The organism is Pseudomonas sp. Pseusp11 (genome assembly GCF_047304405.1).
Classification (GTDB): domain Bacteria; phylum Pseudomonadota; class Gammaproteobacteria; order Pseudomonadales; family Pseudomonadaceae; genus Aquipseudomonas.
This window is the reverse complement of record NZ_JBGLZF010000014.1, coordinates 114,146-135,197: the sequence shown is the minus strand read 5'-3', so window position 1 is coordinate 135,197 and position 21,052 is coordinate 114,146. Positions and strand designations below refer to the sequence as shown.

General features: G+C 58.2%; 20 protein-coding genes. 10 read left to right on the top strand and 10 right to left on the bottom strand.

Features of this window, described 5'->3' with window-relative positions; all coding sequences use genetic code 11:
- Positions 1 to 6: 6 nt before the first annotated feature.
- Genes pgaB through pgaD form a run of 3 tightly spaced genes read left to right on the top strand, consistent with a single transcriptional unit; the run spans position 7 to position 3,885 of the window.
- Positions 7 to 2,004, top strand: a complete 1,998-nt coding sequence (gene pgaB, locus ACCC96_RS14030; RefSeq protein ID WP_413696137.1) for a poly-beta-1,6-N-acetyl-D-glucosamine N-deacetylase PgaB — start codon at positions 7 to 9, stop codon at positions 2,002 to 2,004.
- Between the two features lies 1 nt (position 2,005).
- Entirely contained in the window at positions 2,006 to 3,361 is a 1,356-nt protein-coding gene (gene pgaC / locus ACCC96_RS14025) for a poly-beta-1,6-N-acetyl-D-glucosamine synthase (RefSeq protein WP_019651559.1), read from the top strand.
- Positions 3,358 to 3,885 (top strand): poly-beta-1,6-N-acetyl-D-glucosamine biosynthesis protein PgaD, encoded by a 528-nt coding sequence (gene pgaD / locus ACCC96_RS14020; RefSeq protein WP_413696136.1) that lies wholly within the window; start codon positions 3,358 to 3,360, stop codon positions 3,883 to 3,885. Before pgaC ends, pgaD begins: the two co-directional genes overlap by 4 nt.
- Positions 3,886 to 4,040: 155 nt before the next feature.
- Here the strand turns inward: pgaD and ACCC96_RS14015 are convergent, their stop codons facing one another.
- Positions 4,041 to 5,570: an FAD-dependent oxidoreductase gene (locus ACCC96_RS14015; RefSeq protein WP_413696135.1), complete on the bottom strand. Its 1,530-nt coding sequence runs from the start codon at positions 5,568 to 5,570 to the stop codon at positions 4,041 to 4,043.
- A gap of 140 nt (positions 5,571 to 5,710) precedes the next feature.
- Here ACCC96_RS14015 and ACCC96_RS14010 point away from each other — a divergent pair, with 140 nt between their 5' ends.
- The 6 genes from ACCC96_RS14010 (at position 5,711) to ACCC96_RS13985 (ending at position 9,792) form a co-directional block, all read left to right on the top strand.
- Positions 5,711 to 6,271 carry a YbhB/YbcL family Raf kinase inhibitor-like protein gene (locus tag ACCC96_RS14010; protein ID WP_413696134.1) on the top strand — a complete coding sequence of 187 codons (561 nt, stop codon included), beginning with the start codon at positions 5,711 to 5,713 and terminating at the stop codon, positions 6,269 to 6,271.
- Between the two features lie 87 nt (positions 6,272 to 6,358).
- Positions 6,359 to 8,092 carry a YfbK domain-containing protein gene (locus ACCC96_RS14005; RefSeq protein WP_413696133.1) on the top strand — a complete coding sequence of 578 codons (1,734 nt, stop codon included), beginning with the start codon at positions 6,359 to 6,361 and terminating at the stop codon, positions 8,090 to 8,092.
- A gap of 8 nt (positions 8,093 to 8,100) precedes the next feature.
- Positions 8,101 to 8,682, top strand: a complete 582-nt coding sequence (locus ACCC96_RS14000; protein WP_413696132.1) for an RNA polymerase sigma factor — start codon at positions 8,101 to 8,103, stop codon at positions 8,680 to 8,682.
- Positions 8,679 to 9,299, top strand: a complete 621-nt coding sequence (locus ACCC96_RS13995) for a hypothetical protein (RefSeq protein WP_413696131.1) — start codon at positions 8,679 to 8,681, stop codon at positions 9,297 to 9,299. Before ACCC96_RS14000 ends, ACCC96_RS13995 begins: the two co-directional genes overlap by 4 nt.
- 20 nt (positions 9,300 to 9,319) lie before the next feature.
- Positions 9,320 to 9,589 (top strand): hypothetical protein, encoded by a 270-nt coding sequence (locus ACCC96_RS13990; protein WP_413696130.1) that lies wholly within the window; start codon positions 9,320 to 9,322, stop codon positions 9,587 to 9,589.
- On the top strand, positions 9,586 to 9,792 hold the full coding sequence (locus ACCC96_RS13985; RefSeq protein WP_413696129.1) for a hypothetical protein: 207 nt from the start codon (positions 9,586 to 9,588) through the stop codon (positions 9,790 to 9,792). Before ACCC96_RS13990 ends, ACCC96_RS13985 begins: the two co-directional genes overlap by 4 nt.
- A 64-nt stretch (positions 9,793 to 9,856) precedes the next feature.
- Here ACCC96_RS13985 and ACCC96_RS13980 read toward each other — a convergent pair whose 3' ends face one another.
- The 9 genes from ACCC96_RS13980 to ACCC96_RS13940 all read right to left on the bottom strand — a co-directional run bounded on the left by ACCC96_RS13980 (position 9,857) and on the right by ACCC96_RS13940 (position 19,891).
- Positions 9,857 to 9,982: a DUF3077 domain-containing protein gene (locus tag ACCC96_RS13980; RefSeq protein ID WP_413696147.1), complete on the bottom strand. Its 126-nt coding sequence runs from the start codon at positions 9,980 to 9,982 to the stop codon at positions 9,857 to 9,859.
- Positions 9,983 to 10,018: 36 nt separating this feature from the next.
- Entirely contained in the window at positions 10,019 to 11,014 is a 996-nt protein-coding gene (locus ACCC96_RS13975) for a restriction endonuclease (protein WP_413696128.1), read from the bottom strand.
- A gap of 228 nt (positions 11,015 to 11,242) precedes the next feature.
- Positions 11,243 to 13,225, bottom strand: a complete 1,983-nt coding sequence (locus ACCC96_RS13970; RefSeq protein ID WP_413696127.1) for an aconitase family protein — start codon at positions 13,223 to 13,225, stop codon at positions 11,243 to 11,245.
- A gap of 28 nt (positions 13,226 to 13,253) precedes the next feature.
- Entirely contained in the window at positions 13,254 to 13,679 is a 426-nt protein-coding gene (locus ACCC96_RS13965; RefSeq protein ID WP_413696126.1) for a cupin domain-containing protein, read from the bottom strand.
- An 11-nt stretch (positions 13,680 to 13,690) separates the two neighbouring features.
- Complete coding sequence (locus tag ACCC96_RS13960; RefSeq protein ID WP_413696125.1) at positions 13,691 to 14,281, bottom strand: cysteine hydrolase family protein; 591 nt, start codon at positions 14,279 to 14,281, stop codon at positions 13,691 to 13,693.
- Positions 14,282 to 14,308: 27 nt separating this feature from the next.
- A complete protein-coding gene (locus ACCC96_RS13955; protein WP_413696124.1) occupies positions 14,309 to 16,213 on the bottom strand; it encodes an FAD/NAD(P)-binding protein in 1,905 nt (634 codons plus the stop codon).
- 47 nt (positions 16,214 to 16,260) lie between these two features.
- A complete protein-coding gene (locus ACCC96_RS13950) occupies positions 16,261 to 17,436 on the bottom strand; it encodes a pyridoxal phosphate-dependent aminotransferase (protein ID WP_413696123.1) in 1,176 nt (391 codons plus the stop codon).
- Between the two features lie 69 nt (positions 17,437 to 17,505).
- Positions 17,506 to 18,507 carry a taurine catabolism dioxygenase TauD gene (locus ACCC96_RS13945; protein ID WP_413696122.1) on the bottom strand — a complete coding sequence of 334 codons (1,002 nt, stop codon included), beginning with the start codon at positions 18,505 to 18,507 and terminating at the stop codon, positions 17,506 to 17,508.
- A gap of 139 nt (positions 18,508 to 18,646) precedes the next feature.
- Positions 18,647 to 19,891 carry an MFS transporter gene (locus ACCC96_RS13940; RefSeq protein ID WP_413696121.1) on the bottom strand — a complete coding sequence of 415 codons (1,245 nt, stop codon included), beginning with the start codon at positions 19,889 to 19,891 and terminating at the stop codon, positions 18,647 to 18,649.
- Between the two features lie 104 nt (positions 19,892 to 19,995).
- On the opposite strand from ACCC96_RS13940, the gene ACCC96_RS13935 reads away from it, so the two are divergent.
- Positions 19,996 to 20,880, top strand: a complete 885-nt coding sequence (locus ACCC96_RS13935) for a LysR substrate-binding domain-containing protein (protein WP_413696120.1) — start codon at positions 19,996 to 19,998, stop codon at positions 20,878 to 20,880.
- The last annotated feature ends 172 nt before the right edge of the window (positions 20,881 to 21,052 follow it).

Sequence of the window (21,052 nt, the reverse complement as noted above, 5' to 3'; positions counted from 1 at the left end):
TTGAAGATGCCTTTTATTTCGCGTTTCATCCTCCTGCTGGGAGTGCTGTTGATCAGCGCCTGTGCCCAGCAAGCCCCAGCCTTCGCACCGCCGTCCGAACGCCCGGTGTCGGCCAATGAAAAGCCGTGGCCGAAAAACCATGTATTGGGGATCGCGTACCACGATGTCGAAGACCGCGACCCCGATCAGGCGGTGGTGGCCGTGCGCACCGAGCGCATGATCGAGCAACTGGCATGGTTGCGGGAGAACAACTACCAACCGGTCACCGTTGACCAGATCATCGCCGCTCGCAATGGCGGCCCTGAATTGCCGCCACGGGCGATCCTGCTGAGTTTCGACGACGGTTATTCGAGCTTCTACACCCGCGTGTTGCCGGTGCTGCGTGCCTATAACTGGCACGCCTTGCTGGCGCCGGTCGGGGTGTGGATCGACACGCCGCCGAACCAGCCAGTCGACTTCGCCGGCACACCGCGCAAGCGTTCGGATTTCCTGACCTGGGAGCAGATCCGCGAGATTTCCCGGTCCGGCCTGGTGGAAATCGCCGCCCACACCGACGCCAGCCACAAAGGCGTGTTGGCCAACCCGCAAGGCAACCTGCAGCCGGCGGCCGCGACCCGGCGCTATGACGCCGCCACCGGTCGCTATGAAACCGAAGCCCAATTCCAGGCCCGGATGCGCGCCGACGTAGCGGCCATCTCGGAGAAGATCCGCAAGGTCACCGGCTACAAACCGCGAGTCTGGGTCTGGCCGTACGGCGTGGCGGATGGCACCTCGCTGCAAGTGATCAACGACCAGGGTTATCAGATGGCCCTGACCCTGGACGACGGCCTCGATGCCCTCGACAACCTGATGAGCAGCCCGCGCTTTCTGGTGGCCTCGGACCCGGATGGCGAACACTTCGCCAACAGCGTCGTCGCGGTGCAGGCCGAATCGCCGATGCGCGTGGTGCATGTGGACCTGGACAACGTCTACGACCCGGACCCGGCCCAACAGGAAATCAACCTCGGCAAGCTGATCCAGCGCATGGCCGACATGGGCGCCAACACGGTGTTCCTGCAAGCCTTCGCCGACCCCGCGGGCGATGGCCTGGTGCATTCGCTGTACTTCCCCAACCGCCACCTGCCGATGCGTGCCGATATCTTTGACCGTGTGGCCTGGCAGCTGCGCACCCGGGCTCACGTCAAAGTTTTCGCGTGGATGCCGGTGCTGAGTTTTGCCCTGGATTCGAAGCTGCCGCGAGTCACTCGCTGGGACCCGAAAACCGGCACCACGTCGATTGATCCGGACCAGTACAAGCGCTTGTCGCCATTCGACCCGAACGTGCGGCGCATCATCGGTGAAATCTACGAAGACGTGGCACGCCTGACCTCGGTCGACGGCATCCTCTATCACGATGACGCGGTGCTGTCGGACTTCGAAGACGCCGGCCCCGAAGCCCTGAAAATCTATGCCGCCAACGGTCTGCCCGGTTCGATTGCCGCCCTGCGCGAGGATCCGGCCACCCTGCAACGCTGGACGCGTTTCAAGAGCCGCTACCTGATCGATTTCACCCATGAGCTGACCGCCAAGGTTCGCGCCATTCGCGGCCCGCAAGTGAAAACGGCGCGCAATATTTTCGCCGAGCCGATGCTCAACCCCGAGAGCGAAGCCTGGTTCGCGCAGAATCTCGACGACTTCCTGGGCGCCTACGACTGGACGGCACCGATGGCCATGCCACTGATGGAAAAACAGAGCCATCAGCAATCCGGCCCCTGGCTTGAAGCACTGGTGGCGACGGTCAAATCGCGCCCCGGCGCCCTCGACCGCACGGTGTTCGAATTGCAGGCTCGCGACTGGACGAAAAATAAACACGCCGACATCGACGGCGGGCAGCTGGCCGACTGGATGGGCCGCCTCAAGCGTCAGGGCGCCACCAGTTTCGGCTACTACCCAGACAACTTCCTCGAGAACCAGCCGGACCTGAAAGCCGTGCGGCCGGCGCTCTCCAACAAGTGGAATCCATAACATGCTGGACAGACTTCTGGCCCTATTGGTTCTGGCGATCGTCCTGGGGGTTCCCCTCGGGCTGATCTTTCTGGTCACCGGGCAATTCCTGATGGACTTCGTGTTCTTCTACCCACTGTTCATGTCGGGGCTGTGGATCGCCGGCGGCCTGTATTTCTGGTTGCACTGGGAGCGGCACTGGCCGTGGCAGGACGACACCTTGCCGCCACCATTGGCCGGCGAACCGCTGATCTCGATCCTGATCCCTTGCTACAACGAAGGCGACAACGCCGCCGATACCATCCACGCGGCGCTGGCCCAGCATTACCCGAACATCGAAGTGATCGCGATCAACGACGGCTCCAAGGACAACACCGCCGCAGTGCTCGACGCACTGGCGGCGCAGGATCCGCGTTTGCGGGTGCTGCACCTGGCGGAGAACCAGGGCAAGGCGGTTGCCCTGCGCATGGGCGCCATCGCGGCGCGCAGCGAGTACCTGGTGTGCATCGACGGTGACGCGCTGCTGGCGCCGAATACCGCGGCCTATCTGGTGGCGCCGATGCTCGACAACGCGCGACTGGGCGCTGTGACCGGCAACCCGCGGATCCGCACCCGTTCGACCCTGATCGGCCGGGTACAGGTCGGCGAGTTCTCCTCGATCATCGGCCTGATCAAGCGTACCCAGCGGGTGTTCGGGCGGATCTTTACCGTCTCCGGGGTGATCGTCGCCTTCCGTCGTACGGCCCTGAACCGGGTCGGCTACTGGAGCCCGGACATGATCACCGAAGACATCGACATCAGTTGGAAGCTGCAACTGGATCACTGGAGCATATTCTACGAGCCCCGCGCGTTGTGCTGGATCCTCATGCCGGAAACCCTCGGCGGCCTGTGGAAACAGCGCCTGCGCTGGGCCCAGGGCGGCGCCGAGGTGTTGTTCAAGAACATCCGGGGCATCTGGCAATACCGCCATCGTTACCTCTGGCCGCTGCTGTTCGAATACTGCCTGTCCACCGGTTGGGCCTTCACCTTCCTGTTGTCGGTGATCTTCTGGGCTATCGGCAACTTCGTCGAAATGCCGCCAGCCATTGCCGTCCATCACCTGATGCCACCGGCCTTTACCGGGCTGCTATTGGCGGTGGTTTGCCTGGTGCAATTCGCGGTCAGCATCGTGATCGATCGCCGTTACGAAAAAGGGCTCGGCAGGACCATGTTCTGGGTGGTCTGGTATCCGTTGGTGTTCTGGTTCATCAGCCTGCTCACCACCTTGGTCAGTTTTCCCAAAGTGCTGTTCGGCCAACATCAGAAGCGCGCGCGCTGGGTCAGTCCAGACCGGGGCATCAAGCCGCTGGATGATGATGAAGAGGAGGTCATCAAATGAAAATCATCAGAACCCGGCAGCGGCCCTTTCTGGTCGTGATCGACGTTTTCTTCACCGTGCTGGCCTGGATCGGGCTGCTGTATTTACTGGCGCAGGGATTGTGGCCGCTGATCGATCCCCATAACGGCACGCACATCGATGCATCGCTTTTCGACGCCCTCGGCACGTTGCAGATTTACCTGTGGGTGGCGCTGTTCAACGCGGTGATCCTGATTGGCTGGGCGCGTTATCAACAGCGCAAAAGCAAGAGCTTCGCCCAGCGCCGTTTGCCGGCACCGGTGGTGGACGATCAGGGGCTGAGCAAAAGCTTCAAGCTGACCGGCGACCGGCTGGCGAAACTGCGCACGCCGGGCTCGATGACCATTCATAACGATCAGGAAGGCGATGTCAGTCACGTCGTTACGCACTTCACCCCGGTCGACCCGTCCCAACTGCCGCCGCCTTTGGCGCCATTGGAGCATCCGCTGGTGATCCGCCTGCCGGCCGAAGATGATGACAACCGCGAGCCGATGAGCCATCTCTAGGTATATGTTCATCTGTGGCGAGGGAGCTTGCTCCCGCTGGAGGCCGAAGGTCTCCCGATGCCATTAACCGCGCTGTAGTTGATAGAGCGCGGTCACCGATTTTGCGTCTGCTTCGCAGACGAACGGGAGCAAGCTCCCTCGCCACTAAGTCGCCGTCAGCTCAGATCCCGAACCAGGCGCCACGCCTCGTCCATCGACAGCGGTTGTTTCATCCGTTCGGCGAGCATCGCCATGGCCCGTTCCTGATCGCAGGCAACGGCCGCCGCTACCACGCCGTTTTTGCCGAACAGGCCAATAAACGGTGGATGCTCTGGGTCGCCTTTGAATTCAACCTCGTCCCAGGCCTCGGCGTGTCCGAGGTAGTCGTAGTTTTTACCGAAGTGCCAGGTCCAGAAATACGGCACGTCGAGGTAGCGTTCGTCACCGCCGAGCATATTCGCCGCTGCAATCCGCGCCTGTTGCTGGGCCAGGCGCCAGTGTTCGATCCGTTGGGGCTGGCCATTGAGCGGGAAGGTCGCGATATCGCCGACGGCCCAGAGCCCGTCGGTCACGCGCATGCCGCCGTCGACCTTCAATGACTGATCTTTTTCCTTCGGCAGATCGGTAAACGGGGTGGTCGCCGGGGTGACGCCAATGCCGACCAGCACCAGATCCGCCGGCAAGCGCTGGCCGTTGTCCAGCAGCACCGCTTCGACTTTGCCTGTGCCTTCGATCTTCGCCGCTTCGCCATCGGTATGAAACACCACACCATTGGCCTCGTGCAGGGCACGAATCGCTTTGCCGACGGCCTCGCCGAATTGCGCCTCGAAAGGGATGGCATGGCGGGTCAGGACGGTGACATCCAGGCCGTACTGACGCAGGGATGAAGCGGATTCCAGACCAATGAAGCTGCCGCCGACAATCACTGCCCTTTGACCCGGTTTTGCGGTGGTCAGAATCTGCTGCGCCTGCGCCTTCGAGCGCAACACGAACACCTGCGGCAGATCGGCGCCTGGCAGCGACAGGGATTTTGGTATGCCACCGGTGGCAATCACCGCAGCGTCATAGCTCAACGATTGGCCATCGGCCAGGCGCAGGGTCCGGTTCGGTGCATCCAGGCCCATCACATCGCTGTTTATCCGTTCAATGCGCTGTTCACGATAAAAGTCTTCATCGCGCAGCGGCGGAACTTCGTCCGGTGGCATTTCCCCGGCAATCACGAATTTGCTCAATGCCGTACGGTCGTATCCGGCTTCGGGCTCACGGTCGATCAGTAGCACTCGACCGCCGAAGCCCTTCTCCCGCAACGCCGCTGCGCAGGCCGTCCCCGCTGCACCGGCGCCGATGATCGCAAAGGTCCGCTTATCATCCTCCGGCGGTGTGCTGGGGCCGGGCATCGGCTGGTCGTCGACCCAGACCTCATCGTCGCGCAACTCCAGCGGATAGCGCCGCAGACTGTCCAGGGAAGGTGGCTCGCACAACGCGCCGTCTTCGAGCCGATAAGCCGCCTTGTGCCACGGGCAGATCAGCCGGCCCTCACACAGCGCACCTTTGGCCAAGGGAGCCCCGGCGTGGGGGCATCTGCCCTGATAGGCGCGCAATTGATCGCCGACCCGCAGCAAGACGATTTTCATCTTGTCGATCCGGACTTCAAGGCCACGGTCGAGGGGCACATCGGCGAAACGGGCGACGCGGTGCAGTGCCATGATCGATCTCCAGGCAGGTGTTTCACTTAGGAGTTTGGCGCTTATTCCCAGGTTCAGCCAATTCCCACTGCCACCGCACGAACGGTCCGGCTATAGTTTGCGTGCCGACGACGGCCCCACCCCGCACAAGGTGCTCCGGTATGACCCGATTGACCTCTTTGAACCCTTGGCTGGCGGCCGTTGCAGTCGCCCTTTGCGTGCAGTTGCCGGCGCAGGCCCAGGAGCGTTTCACCCTCAGCATCCCCGGTGTTTCGGACAATCGGCTGTTCACGTCGGCGGAAGCCAGCGATGCCAGCGGTTGCGGCGGCAAGAATCAGTCCCCGGCCCTGAGCTGGAACGCCGGCCCCCAGGGCACCCTCAGCTATGCCATCGTCATGCACGACCCGGACGGCCAGAAAGGCCTGGGCGTCGATCACTGGATTCGTTACGGCATCAAGGCCACGACGCGGCAGATCCCGGCCGGCGTCGGCGCCAAAGCTACCCTTGAAGGTGTGGGTGGCACCAACATCAAAGGCACCACTAACTATGTTGGCCCGTGCCCGCCCATCGGTGACAGCATCCATCACTACATCATCCAGATCTACGCCCTGGACCTGGCGCCAGAAGCCTTGCCCGCCGGCCTGACCCGCGCGCAGTTGCTGGATCAGATCAAAGGCCATGTGCTGAAAAACAGCAGCGTGGTGCGGCGTTATCACCGCTGAAGATTTTTCACTTCGGCTTAACCCGAACCCGGCGGGCTGTCCGTCTCAGAGGATGAATGAGTCAATTTCCTCCTGAGGTCAGCCCCCATGTCACTTCCTCTGCATGTCCTCCGCCCGGCCGCCCAGGGTTTCGCCGCCGGGTTACTGCTGGCCGTTGCCGGTTGCGGCGGTTCATCCACACCAGCCTCTGAGACGGGCAACCCGGCAGCGGTTGCGCCCCCGGCTCAAAATGCGCCGAAAACCGAAGCATTGGTGCGCGAAGCGGCCATGGCGGACTCCGCGATGGCCAAGCGCAGCGCACGACCTGGCCCGTTGGTCGCTTTCGCGCCAGTGCCCGCTGGTGAAACTTATCCACAGGGCTATCGGGATGAGCAGCGCGAGCAATATCAGGCGCTGGCCGATAACCCGATTCACAGCGTGGCCGAAGCGCCGGTCTCGACTTTCAGCGCCGACGTCGATACCGGCGCGTACGCCAATGTCCGGCGCTTGCTCAATCAGGGGCGTTTGCCTCCGGAAGGGGCGGTGCGGCTGGAAGAGATGGTCAATTACTTCCCCTACGATTACGCCTTGCCCACCGACGGCTCGCCATTCGGCGTGACCACCGAGCTGGCGCCGTCGCCCTGGAACCCGCATACCCGATTGCTGCGCATCGGCATCAAGGCGTCTGATCGCGCGGTGGCGGAACTGGCCCCGGCGAACCTGGTGTTTCTGGTGGACGTGTCCGGCTCCATGGACCGTCGCGAAGGCCTGCCTCTGGTCAAAAGCACCCTGAAATTGCTGGTCGATCAATTGCGTGAGCAAGACCGGGTTTCGCTGGTGGTATATGCCGGAGAATCCCGTGTGGTGCTGGAGCCGACTTCCGGACGGGAAAAAGCGAAAATTCGTACCGCCATCGATCAATTGACGGCGGGCGGCTCGACCGCCGGCGCGTCGGGTATCGAACTGGCTTACCAAATGGCGCAACAGGCGTTTATCCCCAAAGGCATCAACCGCATCCTGCTGGCCACTGACGGTGACTTCAACGTCGGCATCAGCGACTTCGACAGCCTCAAGCAAATGGCTGTGGATAAACGCAAGACTGGCGTCTCCCTGACCACCCTGGGTTTTGGTGTGGATAACTACAATGAACACCTGATGGAACAACTGGCCGACGCCGGCGACGGTAACTACGCCTACATCGACAACCTGCGCGAAGCGCGCAAAGTGCTGGTGGATCAACTCGGCTCAACCCTGGCGGTGGTGGCGAAAAACGTGAAGCTGCAGGTGGAGTTCAACCCGGCTCAGGTCAGCGAATATCGGCTGTTGGGCTATGAGAACCGTGCCCTGAAGCGTGAGGATTTCAGCAACGACAAAGTCGACGCCGGAGAAATCGGCGCAGGGCACACGGTGACGGCGCTGTACGAAATTGTGCCAAAGGGCGAGAAGGGCTGGCTGGAACCGTTGCGCTATGGCAATCAAGCGGCCGATGTTTCGCCAAAAAACGGGGAATTGGCAATGCTGCGGGTGCGATATCAGTTGCCGGAAGGTGGGAATAGTCGCTTGATCGAACGGCCAATACTGAAGGGTGAGGCCGGCAAACTCTCGGCCGCCAGCGATGACCTGCGCTTTGCCGCTGCCGTCGCTGCTTTTTCCCAGCAGCTCAAGGACGGGCGTTACACCGGTAATTTCAGCCTGAAAGACACCGAAGCCCTGGCCCGTGGCGCACGGGGTGATGACCCGTTTGGCCTGCGTGGTGAGTTCGTGCAATTGGTGGAGTTGGCGCAGAGCCTGCGAACCTCGACCGCCTCCAATCAACCGCCCAACGACAACCGGATAGAGTGAAGGCTGACATGTCCGATCCTGAAATCAGCTCAACCGCCAGCAGCGATGAATCGCTGCTGGCGCGCTACCGCTCTGGCGACGGGCCGGCGTTCGAAGTTTTGTACGCCCGCCACCGCCAGGGCCTGTATCGATTCCTTCTCGGCCTCAGCGGTAAACCCGAACTGGCCGAAGAGGTGTACCAGGAAACCTGGCTGAGCCTGATCCGCAGCACCAGTCAGCCACAAGGCCGGGCGAACTTTCGTACCTGGCTCTACCAGATTGCCCGCAACCGACTGATCGATCACTGGCGCAAACATGGCATCCACAACCCCTTGCACGACAGCTACGACGAACAGGCTCACGCCCTGATCGATAACGCCGCCGACCCCGAACAACTGCTGAGCCTGAGCCGCGACAGCCAACGCCTCGAAACCGCCCTGCAAACCCTGCCCGCCGACCAGCGCGAAGTGTTCCTGCTGCGCGCCCACGGCGACCTCGACCTGCCACAGATCGCTACCCTCACCGAAACACCGCTGGAAACCGTTAAAAGCCGCTTACGCTACGCCCAGCAAAAACTGCGTCGGCTGCTGGCCGAGGAGGTACTGACATGACTGACGCCAAACAAACACCGTCATCGCCCGACGATGAAATGCTCAAGCATTTTCGCGATCACAGCAGCGGCGAACCACCGGCGCATCTCGACGCCTTCATCCTCGCCACCGCCCACCGCGAAGCCCCCGCGCCGAAGCCAAACCTGTGGCAACGCTGGCTCAGCGCCTGCCAACAACCCCGCTGGCAAGTGGCATTCGCCAGCCTCGTCGGCGTCGCGCTGATGCTGGCACTGGTGCAACGCACGCCTGAGCAACTGCCGAGTTACGACTTCGCACCTGCGCCCAAAGCCTCCGCACCGCTCGCCAAACCGGAAGCCGCAGCGCGCTCCCAGGCCGCACCGGCCGAGGCTTTGTCCGCTCCCGCACCGGCTGCGCCGATGGCGGAGTTTTCTGCACCGATGCAGCGCGAATCGATCAACAGCGAAATGGCCGACGAAGCAAAACTCAGCAAACGCGCCGCCGCGCCGGTCAAGTCACTGGATGATCAATTACGTGAAGTGATACGCCTGCAAGACGCCGGACAAACCCAAGCCGCCGAGGCGCTGATGACGACATTGCACAAGCGCTTTCCCAAGGAAAACCTTGCGGCCAAACTCAAGAATTTGCAGAAAAAATGAGCTGAACAGCGGTCGACGATTTGGCAACAACCCCCGAAAGCGCGCACTATCAGCCTATAGCCGATGCGTTGGAGGATGCCGTGGCCCAAAAAATCGACCGCATCGCCCAAATGCTCAACTGCCCGGTGAAGGGTGAGGAACTGCGGCGAGCGGTGACTGAGAGTCGTAAGGAGTTTCTTCTGGCAAAGCAGGCAGAAGATGAACTTGAGGAAGACGTTCTTGATGATGAGTTGATCGAGGACGAAGAAGACGATGATGAGTACGACGAGTTTGATTGGACGACAGAATGAAAAAACCGCTTTGGCGGCCCGTTGCCGTTCTCAACCATAACCATCCAGCAGCTCACTCTTTGCCGGGCACCGCCTATCAGCAAATACGTGAGTCTATTGGCGTTAGCCGTAATGACCCACGTCCGGCTATTCCTGCCGAAATAGTTTTTGCCGAACTTGATGCGCTCATTGATGAGGTTGAAGCGGAGCGTAACCGCCGATGAAAACACTCACCCAAAAATTGCAGGCCCCGAAAAATCGGGGCGCATTTCAAGGGTGAGTTGCCCGCTATTCAGCGGGTTGTTGCGTCGCCGTCTGCGGTGGTTGCGTCAGAACTTTCACCACATCATCAATCACTGCCTTACCCATTGCCGTCAAATAGTGCGCGGCCCGCCAGTCAGGATCAGAGGGAATGACATCAGCTCATTCCGCTGTCATGGGCCCTCTCGACTAGAGTGGCAAGTAAGTCAGCTTCAGTGGAATCAATCTCTTGGTCTCTGAATCTGTCTGACCATAGTGCTCAATCAATGCACGCACGAGGTTGTCCAGCGTCCAAAGCGTCAGCGGCACACTGGCCCGTTCTGCTTCGTAGTAGGCATCCTTACTGAATCCGCCCGTGCTGACATAGAGCCCCCGATCATCCTTATGCCGGCCTCCAAGAAAACTACGGATTTGTTGACTGCCCATCTGGTCTTTGCGGTGTTTGACCTCAACGATGATCCGCGGATTCTCAAAACCGAATCCATCCGGCGACGCGATGATGTCTTTCCCACGATCAGGGCCGGCCGGGGAAACCCGAGTTTTGTAGCCCATCGCACGCAAGATGCCTGCGACCAAATCCTGCATATCATCCCAAGGCAAGGCGTTTATCAGGTCCTTGATGCGTTCGAGAGCCAAACTCTCCATGCCCGCCAGAGGATCGCTGTCGGGATATTCCTCCTCAACCGGCGGTAACGCGGGTGGCTTATCTCCGGCAGCCATGGCTTTCAGCTCTTGGAGCGCAAAGTCCGGTACGACAAAGACCGTGAGTGTGGAGCCGAGACTGTTCTTGCTCGCTGCACTCAGACTGTCGCGGTCGACTTCCTGAGCTTGCCATTGAACCGGGCGGGTCAATGACATTCCGAGGTCGGCCAGATCAGGATTGTGTTTGAAGTCGCCAGTGATTTTGCCCACCAAATAGGTGCGGTTAGCGGGTGAGTAGGTCACCACCCAATCACCGGGCTGAATTTCATTGATGAAGCGCCAGACCTGCGAGGCGCCTGAAATTGCAGTACCGGGTTTAATATTGGGTTCAATGTCTTGGTAGAGGCGAGTGACTTCCTTGCGCGTCATACCAGGTTTGGCCAGCGGCGCGAGTTTTGACCATCCAATTGCGGCGACACCGCGCTCACGGAAATCGTCGTATAGCCGGCCAGACTCGCCACGGATCATCCACATTTTGGCCATATCACTTCCTTAGATTTTGTAGGTCGCACGGGTGCATACGCTATCTGGCGTTGATTGCCATATTGAGCGCATTGAGGAAAATGCAGGATAAGGTAGGTGTTTCAGGCGCCGGCAGCAATTGCCGGATCCAGTCCTGAAATAGATTTGCACCTGTCTCACCCTAACGCCCGATGCATCGCATCGGGCGTTTTGCTTCAGTGAGCGCACACGGGGTTTCTTTGCGAACCGTCAAACCTGGCAGGCTTCGGGAGCACCGAGGTAGTGAGGGGAATGCTGGGCCTGCAATGCGGCGAACGAGGTGATGTAGCCCGCAATGGCACTGGCGACCACTGTTGGTGGACTGGCCAGCCAAACCTGACCCGGACCGGAGCGTCCCGGGAAGTTGCGGTTGATTGCGCTGACGGTGACCTGGTCCTGGCTCGTTGATGATCCGGGGCCGCAATTCGCACAGGCTCCGCATGCCGGCTGAAGCAGTTCTGCACCAAAGGTTTCGAACACGGGCAAGTAGCCCTTCTGCTCACAGTAATCACGGACATCCGCTGTACCGAACTGCAAGTAGAGCTTCACTTCAGGATGCAGCATCCGCCCGTTTTCGAGCGCCCAGTTGATCACCTCGAAATAGTGATCGAAGTCATCCCTCTTGCCAGCGGTGCAAGAGCCTCCATAGGCGATGTCGACACTGACTTTGTCTGTCAGGTCGGTGAGACGCTGTCCGTTGCCAGGGTCGCCCGGAGAGGCAATCATCGGAAGGATTTGATCGCAATCGAGCACGATCGTATCGGCGTAGGTCGCCTGCGGATCGCTGGTCATCCACGATTCAAGAACGAAGTCGATATTACGTCGCTCCTTGAGAAAGCGGACGGTCTCGTGGTCGGGCACTACGATACCGGTGAAACCACCCAGTTCCGCAGTCATATTGGTGAGCGTTGTACGTTCATCGGTCGACAGAAACGCCATGGCCGGGCCGCCGAACTCGAAGATTTTGCCGACGCCATGACCCGCTTTGATACGGCTATCGGCTAAAAGAGCGAGCACCAGGTCTTTGGCGGTTACGCCAGCCGATAATCGACCGACCAGCGAAATGCGCAGGACCTGTGGATACACCGCCCTTACCGAACCGGTCATGAATGCATTGGCCATGTCGGTGGTGCCAACGCCAAACGCCAGGCAACCGAGTGCACCGCTGTGGGGGGTATGCGAATCAGTGCCGACGACTACTTGCCCGGGCAGGGCATACTTCTCGGCCATCATGGCGTGGGAGATACCCTCGCTACCTTCTGTTGGCAGATAGCCGTGTGCGCGGAGTTGATGTTTCTCGACGAAGTCTCGATGGGCGTGTGACAAGCCATCAAGTTCGCCGACAAGACCTTGTTGCAAGTGCGCGGGGCTTCGGCGTTTATAGGACAGGTGGTCCTCAAAGGCCAGGATCGATTCCGGTTGGTACAGATGGAAGGTTTCGCCGAACGCATCGTGCAGCAAATGGGCGCAAAGCCCTGTGTAGTATTCGTGAATGAAGCGCCAGTCTGCTTTCAATAAAATCCCTGCTCCGTGGTCGACACGCTCTGCCCCCGGGGCCTTGATCAAATGACGATGAATGATCTTTTCGGCAAACGTCAGTGGTTCTGTTGCCGGGAGGAGCGATTGATCCTCGGGCAGGACAGGATCGTGACTCAAGTGGTCACGACCATAGTTCAGCAGCCCGCCGCTGTTTAGAATCGCCGTTGATAGCGAGTCCCTGTTGCCAATCAGTTCCTCCATCGAAAGGTCCTCACCCGCCAGCAAACGCGGGACCAATGACAGGTCGGTAGACGTCAGCAGGCCGATGTTATCGGCATTTTGTCGGTAGATGCGCTCGAAGCTTTCGGCAATGACCAGGCGGATTCCCGCTTTTTTCTCGGCCAGCGGGCTGTGCTCACGGGAAGAACCTTTCCCATAGCGTTTGCCCGCCACTGTCACTTCAAAACCCCTGGAGGCCACATCATCCTTGCCGATAGGCAGCACCGGACCCGTTTTGAGACCGACGTAAGGGTATGAACCCAGTCGGTCGTCAAAAAAAGCCAACACCGGAATGGGTGTTATCTCGTCCGTTGAAATGTCATCCCGCAGGGGCATCGCTTTATCGAGCGTTAGTGCTTGCCCACCCAACTGCTGTGACATCTTCAAAGGGTCGCTGCTCAGAAAGAGCAGTTTTCCGTTACGCTTGAAACGCATGATTCACCCCAAAAAATGGACGACGGTTTCAGATCAAGTGCCGACCGTCGTAGACGCTGTTGTCATACGCAGCGTTATTGGCTGCCAGGGCGGGTGCCGCTTTTACTGACGTCACGGCACCTCCCCATGTTGCGTAGATCAACGCGCCGTTGGAGGACTTCCAGGCGTGGGTGCTGCCCGGTGGATAAATCACCAGATCGCCCTTGAGGTAGATGCCGTTTTCATCTTCAAAATCGCCATCAAGGATAAGAAAAGTTTCATGACCGAGGTGATGATGAGATTGGGCACTGGCACCCGCTTCGCAACGGATCAACGCAATACGCTGAGCGCTCTCCTTGCACTCGAAAAGCGTGTGAATGCTCGCGCCACTGCGACCTAATTGCTGGTGCGCCGACCATTGGATCAAATCAGGCTCGCTGGAGACGGTCAGCAAATTGAAAACTGTCGGGTTCATGGAGGCACGCCTCATAGGGAAGAAGTGATGAAGTTAAGGGTCGAACTGATGTTCGCCGTGCGCGATATTCTTTCTATCGCCGCCACGTGCCGCGCTTGCGTCACCGCCGCGCAGGCATCTTCCAGCACGGTAATGTTGAAGTCCCGGTCATGCCCGTCGAGCGTGGTGGAGAGGATCACGTGTTCGGTCGAAACTCCCGTCAATACCAACTCTTCAATACCTTGGGTTCTGAGTATCAATTCAAGGTTGGTTTGATAGAACGGACTGACCCGGCTCTTGGCGATAACGATTTCGTCTTCGCGTGGACGCAGGTCTTCATGCACTTGGGTGGACCAGGTGTTCAGTTTCAAAACCCCATGCTCTTTCGCCGGTGCAAACACTCTGGAGTGCTGAGGAAAACCTTCGTAGTGGGTATTGAAGCCGACAACAATAAAGATAATCGGCAGGTGATTATTGCGTGCGTAGTTCAGGGCCGATGCGGCTTTTTCCACGACTCGGCGTTCTTGAGTCTGTTGGTAATAGCCTTCACGAGCATAAACGCCCTCGGGATGGACAATTTCATTGATGAAGTCCATCACCAACAGGGCTTTCTTTCCAGACATCATTCATTCCTTTAAATGAGGGTGCGGTTACGCAACTTCAGTGATTTCGACAGGCGCGTGGGCGTAGGCCAGTTTCAATGCATCAGACGCCACGTAATGAGCATCCTGAGCAAAGTCTGTCCAAAAGCCTGGTCGGCTGCTGCCGGCCTGCATGAACCAGCGGGTATGCTCGGAAGGAAGGCCAAGTACATAGAGCCCCTTGATGGGCTGACCGGCGTTGTCGATCGGGTGATAAGGCCCGGGAGTAACGGCAACGCCGCCAGTGACAAAACGGTCGTGCTTGCCCTGATTGACGTAGTTGGTCCAGTACCCGCGCCGCACCAGGTTTCTGGTCAGCGTCGACGGATCCCTCAGCAAGTCCGGCGAAGGGATTCGCCCATCGATGACCACATCAATCAGCTGCCGGGACTGACTTACCCTGGGCGATTCGATGGTGAACTTCTTCTGCTCGATATCGATGCCATAGACCGTTTCAGGCCCGACGAGGGTCAGTACACCCGCAGCGATCAGCGCCCGGATTTGTTCGGTCCGGTAAAGTGGAGGCCCGGCCGTGAGGAACAGGCTGGTGGGGGCGTAGTACCGCAAGAAATCCTCTTGATGAGAGCGGGGTGTCAGCCTTGCGAAATCCACCACACTCCTGATCAACGCACGGGTATCGCGAATCGTATCCAGCGCAGCTTTCATCGGATTGTCCACGTTGCCCTCGCGGGCGCTGCGCAAATCTTCTTCCAGGACCCGGTCGAGGGTTTGGGCAAACTCTGTGGGGCTGCTGAACGCTTTCGACTGGAAGGGCCTGGCCAGGCGGTCCAGGTCCAGGACGGGGAGATCGGTCACTCCGAAATCAGCGGCCTCGGCTACCAGGGCTTCTAAAGAGAACAGCTGCTGCTGAACGACGCGACTCTTGAACTGCAACTCGGACGCCGAACCTGCATGTGCCCGTATGGCAGTCGCGAAGTAGACGATGTTGATCTCAACCAGCAGCAGCGGGAGCACTTCGGCGGCAAATTCGATATGACCGCGTTTTTGCAACGCATCGATTTTTTCTCGGGTGATGCAGACTGGTTGGTATTGAAAGTTCGGGCCTTTTTGGTTTCGCCCCCTGGCGGGGATCAGCATGCCGCTGCGGGAGCCGGCGAACAGCTTGGGTTCAAGGTTTGACGGCGTATAGGAGGTGACACCATTCACGACGCTGAAGGTGCCGCCGCGACCAACTGTCAGCGCGGCGACGATGTCATGAAACGCCAGCCCCAACCCGACGATACCCACAGAGTGGTGAGGCTTGATAAGGGACAATGGCATGTCCGCAGCGGAGTCGCCACGGAGGAACTCCAGCCCTGGAGTCTGTTGGGCGAACTGCTGGAGATCCCTTTCCCAGCCGATTAATTCGGGGGTGGGATGCCCGGTCGCAATGACCACTTTGTCGACGTGCAGGTGGGACCCGTTGTCCAGCTTCAACGTGCGCATGTTTTCATCGTTGACCAGGTCGACGACCACGGCAGATACCCGCTGCAGCGAGATGTTCGGCGTGAAGCTGGCTTCAATGGTCGACAATACGAACTGCATGTACTCGCCATGTACTGCGCGAGGTGCGTAAGCATTCGGGCCGGGATAGGCCGGATCTACGGCGCTCCACCACTGCGCCAGCGAAGGCCCGGCGCCAGGCCTGATAGGGCCGTCATCCAGTGGCCCGGAGAAGGAAGAGACCTCCTCGGCGACGGTGTTCATCACATAGTGGCGAGGCTGATCGGTTCGCCATACCCGGCCGGTACCCATTTGGGCGCTGTCGATCAGATAAACAGTGACTTGCCTGACGGGAGCGTCCATGAGCATGAGTGCGGCGAGACGCTCCAGCACAGACAGACCACGGGGGCCGCTGCCAATGATAGCGATACGGTGTGCTGGCGACGAAGGCGCGGCATGTCGGAGGGGCATACTAACTCCTGTTTGTATGGGGTGACGCTATTGAACAGCGCTGGCAATTAATTGAAGGCTTGATGAAAGCGCCTGACAGCCTCGTCTATGGCTTCATCACTACCGGCAAAAGACAGTCGGATATAACCTTCGCCCCCTTCACCAAAAGCGGTGCCGGGTGTGACGGCAACTTTCGCGGTACTGAGCAGCCAGCGAGTAAATGACAGGGAGTTTTCAAAACCCAGGTCAGCAATGGAGGCAAATATATAAAGCGCGCCCTCGGGGGCTATGCACTTGATGCCGGCAATCTGTTCAAGGCCATCAATCAGCTTGTCGCGGCGTTTTTTATAGGACGTCACCATGTCGGCTATTCGATGTTGGCAACCGTTAAGTGCGGCAACGCCCCCACGCTGAATAAAAGAGCCCGCACAGCCAACCGTATGCTGATGCACTTTAAGCATTTCATTCGAAATGCGTTCGGCACTGACGACATAACCCAGGCGCCAACCGGTCATTGCGTAGGCTTTGGAAAAGCCGCTGATGGTAACGGTGATGTTCTCGGCACCTTCGATGCTGGCAATGCTGATATGGCGGGCTTGGTCGTAGATGACCTTTTCATAGATTTCATCGGAAATAATGTACAGCCCGTGTTTCAACGCAACCTGAACCACCCCGGTGACTTCTTCGCGTGTCAGCACGCGGCCGGTAGGGTTGTTGGGGTTGTTGATCAGGATTGCTTTGGTGCGCGCAGTAATCGCTTGTTCCAAGGCGCCAGGGTCAAGAATGAAGCCTTTCTTGCCATCCAGCGGCACAGCCTTGACAGTCGCGCCGGCCATGGCGGCCATTGCCTTGTAACTCACCCAGCTTGGCGTCGGGATGATGATTTCATCGCCCTCATCCAGCAATGTCATCAGCGTGATGAACAACGCATGTTTTGCCGATGGCGTGATGATGATGTTTTTATCGGCGACGAGGTTGAGATCGTGTTCGTTTTTATATTTTTGCGCGACGGCTTCCAGCAACGCCTTTGTGCCTCGGCTGGGCGTGTAATGTGTATCGCCGTCTGATAGAGCCTCGACGGCAGCATGTACGACATGATCGGGTGTCCTGAAGTCAGGTTCACCGCCGCCGAGATCGACGACATCTTCCCCCTGCTCGCGCAGGCTACGCACCATATCCAGAATCGCGTAAGTTTCAGAAAGTTCCAGGTTTTCAACCCGTTTTGAGAGTGCGTGTAGACGCATTTGAATCACCCTGACATCAAGTATTGACATGGTCATGCTGGTACTGAAGTTGTTGCTTGAACGGTGAAGTCAGTCGATCACACATCCGGCCCTGTTATCGGCCCAATAAGACTCGAAACTTTTGGCTGTGCTGGTGTCTTTAAAGGCGTATGTCTTCAAGAGCCAGCGGGACGCGGCATTGTCAGGATTCAGGATGTCGATCTTTTCCCGATTATGCAGACCGTCCTGATTGGCGAAAGTCAGCAAGTCGCCGGTAAGAATACGGTGACGCTTGCACTGGGATCGGGTCATTGCACTTTTGAAAGCAATGAAGGCATCTCGCGCTTCGATCGGAGCTTCTTCAGCGACACAGGTCATTGTGTCAAGGAAGCGAATGGAATGAACGTTACTCAGGATCGCGTGTTTCTCAGAGGTGCTGAGTTGTTTGTTCATGTCGCGCGAGAACACATCAAAAATCGTATAGAAGTGGGGCTCACGCAACCAGGCGATGTGTTTCGGCTCAAGGTTTTTTACGATGTCGGCGCCGTCGATATAGCCGGTATAGATCAGGTCGTCATCCGGGCAACGCATACCCAGCAAGGTGATGTAGTCAGCCCTGACTTTATGCGCCGTCCGGTCATTATGAAAGACGAGTTCACTGTCACTGAACCCCGTCAGTTGCCCACTGTATTTTTTTATCGCAATGACATCAGTAAAGAAATCACCCTGGTTTCTTGTTTCATAGGACAGTAGCGGCGTGCCGGTAAGTTGGGCAAACAGCTCAAGAAACCCTTCGCTGATAAATCTGGTTTTTTTCAGGTATTTATCGCGAACTGGATCGTCGGGATCCAGCTCGGGGATAGCACTGTCCATGGGGCAGTTGCGGATGACATGAATTTTTTGTTGATGGCGGGCTCGTTCATTACTGATGTCTTTGCACACCTTTACAAAACGAGAGGGAACGAGGGGGTGTAACTGTCGTATTTCTTCTGAGAAGTCAGCGTAATTTTTATAAGGTGATAGACGGGTTTGTTCAAGAAGACTTAGCAATTGCGCCTTCTCACCGGCTTCAAAGGTAAATAGCGGGATCATGGGTTTCCTCCAATGGAAAGAATTCAGTCCAGTTAAACGAAAGTTCAGGTAGTTAACGTGTATGAGTCAGCGCTCGACGCGTGCTACTAAAAGCTGTGCAGCACGCGGTGTAGTTGTTTTGCTTTAGTGATAAACAATTTCAAGCCGAGCCAAGTTCCAATGCATAGTTTTTTTCAACGCGAGGAAATAGCGGCACGGTCAGCAATGCACAAAAGGCAGCGGCCAGCCACACCACACCCCAGGAGAAATGAGTCATGAGGGCGGACGCCGCGATGGGGGTCGCGAACAGCACGACAAAGACGCAGGTGTTGCCCATGGCCAGGGCCGTGCCTGCCCGGCTGGCCCCAGCCAGTGTGGCGAGTTCTGTGTAGGCAACGCCGTGCCAGGCAGACACGCTGATCCCGGCGATGACCATCACACCGATGATCAGGGCGCTGGCCAGCGGGGTTTCGCTCATGCCGTAGAAGCTGGCTGCCGAAACCGTCCCACCCAGCACCAGAAAGGTCAGGGCACTCAACCAGGCACAGGCTTTAAGGTAACTACGCCGGTTTTTGTTTTTATCGGTCCAGCGCCCGCTCCAGATTCTGCTGACAATCGCGCCAATTTGTATGACCGCCAATGTAGCGGAGACCAGCGTGATATTGATGTTGCCGAAGTCATGAAAAAATACGGCGGCATAAGTGAGAATGGCAAATTGCGGGGCGCAGAGCAGGCCAATGGCCAAAACGATTCGCCAGACTCTCGAGTCTTTCAACGGGCTGGTACTTGCCTCCAGGCTCTGCTTTTTCGCTGCATTGCTGGAGAAGTCGGGCTCATACAACCAGAACCACGCAAACAGGCCTGCGACGAGGCAGAACAGGGCTGAGGCTGTGAATACTTCGACAAATCCGTACGTATGAGCGAGATAAGGCAGCACCACCGCGCCCAAGGCATACCCCCCCGGCACAGCCGTTTGCCGAATGCTCATGGCCAACCCTCGCTCGCCCTCTTTGAACCAGGCCATGATGGCTCGACCACTGGCGCCGTTGACACTGCTTCCGAGCAAGCCCACCACGAACAGGCCTACCGCCAGCAAGACCATCGTGGGTGCAGACAAGGCAAGCATCGCCAGTACCAGCAAGGCGATCCCGGAGGTGAGAAGCCCCGTCAGCAACACAGGACGATCCCCCCAACGATCAGTCAGTAGCCCCCATGGGATCTCGCTGACGGCGATGCCCAGGCCTAGAACCCCCAATACAAGTCCCAACTCGGTGTTATCGAGTTGATACGTCGCTCTCATATAGACAGCTGTCGCGGGTAGTCCCCCCACCACACTGGAAAAACTTGCATTGGCCGCAACGCCGACGCCAAGCACTTTCCAGCGGTGACCGTTATCTACAGGCATAAGAATCCCACCAGTTCAATAGTTGTGGGTCAAAAGACTCTCATGAGAGTATCGTCTCGAATATCAAATTATTTTGCGTGTTCGTCCCGAAAAACAGGATTGTCATGAGGCCGGTAAACTTCGATTTAGATGTCATGCGCAGTTTCGTCACCGGGGTCGAACTGGGCAGCTTTGCCAAGGCGGCACAAAAGCTCGCTCGTTCGACGTCAGCCATCAGCGCCCAATTGAAGAAACTGGAAGCCCAGGCGGGCTCGCCGTTGTTCAAAAAGGCAGGTCGCAGACTGGCTCTGACGGACACCGGAGAGGTGCTGCTCAATTATTCGCGACGGCTTTTAAGCCTCAACGATGAGACGATCACGGCCGTTTCCGAGCTCAAGCTAAAGGGATGGATTCGTCTCGGGCTGCAGGAGGACCTGAGTAGCTTCTTGCCAACGGTACTCGGCCGATTCGCCAGGGCTCATCCCGATGTTCGAGTCGAAGCCCGGATTGCACGCAATGCGGATCTGCTGAGCCGGATCGAAAACGGTTCGCTCGACCTCGCGGTAGTGTGGGGGGATATAAATGGAGCCGGGTATCAGGAGCGGGTGGCGGAACTGCCCATGCAGTGGATCGGGTCTTCTCACCAGTACCTCGACTGGCGCATCGAATCAGGAACGCCGCTGCCCATCATCGCGTTCGACGCGCCCTGTCCGTTTCATTCAATGGCCACTGAGGCGCTGACCCGTGAAGGGATTCCCTGGTTACTGTCGTTCACCAGCTCCAGTCTCAATGGCTTGTCTGCAGCGACCGAGGCAGGCCTGGGTTACACAATCAGGACGGCCTTGGGTTTGCAGTCTGGTACCGAGCTATTGGTCGCCGACGAACGAGGGTTGCCACCGTTACCCTCTATAGCTCTGACGCTACATAGGCGAGAGGCTAGTCCGGATCCACTGACTGAGCGATTGTCGAGTATTGTGATACAGGCAATTCGCAGTGAAATTTTTTACTGAATGGCTTTTGCACTTCCGTGCATATTGAGGAAAAAACACAGGTCCAGGCGCCGATAGCAATTGCCGGATCCAGAATGCAAAAAAGCCCCAGACCTTAAAATCCGGGGCTTTTTCATTACTACGTATGGTGCCCAGGCGTCGTTTGAACTGAGCTCTGCGGCCCCCGGTTTAT

What these genes read in the sequence shown, in the direction of transcription:
- pgaB (WP_413696137.1), top strand. Translation starts at nt 7, where the DNA reads ATGCCTTTTATTTCGCGTTTCATCCTCCTGCTGGGAGTGCTGTTGATC.
- pgaC (WP_019651559.1), top strand. Translation starts at nt 2,006, where the DNA reads ATGCTGGACAGACTTCTGGCCCTATTGGTTCTGGCGATCGTCCTGGGG.
- pgaD (WP_413696136.1), top strand. Translation starts at nt 3,358, where the DNA reads ATGAAAATCATCAGAACCCGGCAGCGGCCCTTTCTGGTCGTGATCGAC.
- ACCC96_RS14015 (WP_413696135.1), bottom strand. Translation starts at nt 5,570, where the DNA reads ATGGCACTGCACCGCGTCGCCCGTTTCGCCGATGTGCCCCTCGACCGT.
- ACCC96_RS14010 (WP_413696134.1), top strand. Translation starts at nt 5,711, where the DNA reads ATGACCCGATTGACCTCTTTGAACCCTTGGCTGGCGGCCGTTGCAGTC.
- ACCC96_RS14005 (WP_413696133.1), top strand. Translation starts at nt 6,359, where the DNA reads ATGTCACTTCCTCTGCATGTCCTCCGCCCGGCCGCCCAGGGTTTCGCC.
- ACCC96_RS14000 (WP_413696132.1), top strand. Translation starts at nt 8,101, where the DNA reads ATGTCCGATCCTGAAATCAGCTCAACCGCCAGCAGCGATGAATCGCTG.
- ACCC96_RS13995 (WP_413696131.1), top strand. Translation starts at nt 8,679, where the DNA reads ATGACTGACGCCAAACAAACACCGTCATCGCCCGACGATGAAATGCTC.
- ACCC96_RS13985 (WP_413696129.1), top strand. Translation starts at nt 9,586, where the DNA reads ATGAAAAAACCGCTTTGGCGGCCCGTTGCCGTTCTCAACCATAACCAT.
- ACCC96_RS13975 (WP_413696128.1), bottom strand. Translation starts at nt 11,014, where the DNA reads ATGGCCAAAATGTGGATGATCCGTGGCGAGTCTGGCCGGCTATACGAC.
- ACCC96_RS13970 (WP_413696127.1), bottom strand. Translation starts at nt 13,225, where the DNA reads ATGCGTTTCAAGCGTAACGGAAAACTGCTCTTTCTGAGCAGCGACCCT.
- ACCC96_RS13965 (WP_413696126.1), bottom strand. Translation starts at nt 13,679, where the DNA reads ATGAACCCGACAGTTTTCAATTTGCTGACCGTCTCCAGCGAGCCTGAT.
- ACCC96_RS13960 (WP_413696125.1), bottom strand. Translation starts at nt 14,281, where the DNA reads ATGTCTGGAAAGAAAGCCCTGTTGGTGATGGACTTCATCAATGAAATT.
- ACCC96_RS13955 (WP_413696124.1), bottom strand. Translation starts at nt 16,213, where the DNA reads ATGCCCCTCCGACATGCCGCGCCTTCGTCGCCAGCACACCGTATCGCT.
- ACCC96_RS13950 (WP_413696123.1), bottom strand. Translation starts at nt 17,436, where the DNA reads ATGCGTCTACACGCACTCTCAAAACGGGTTGAAAACCTGGAACTTTCT.
- ACCC96_RS13945 (WP_413696122.1), bottom strand. Translation starts at nt 18,507, where the DNA reads ATGATCCCGCTATTTACCTTTGAAGCCGGTGAGAAGGCGCAATTGCTA.
- ACCC96_RS13940 (WP_413696121.1), bottom strand. Translation starts at nt 19,891, where the DNA reads ATGCCTGTAGATAACGGTCACCGCTGGAAAGTGCTTGGCGTCGGCGTT.
- ACCC96_RS13935 (WP_413696120.1), top strand. Translation starts at nt 19,996, where the DNA reads ATGAGGCCGGTAAACTTCGATTTAGATGTCATGCGCAGTTTCGTCACC.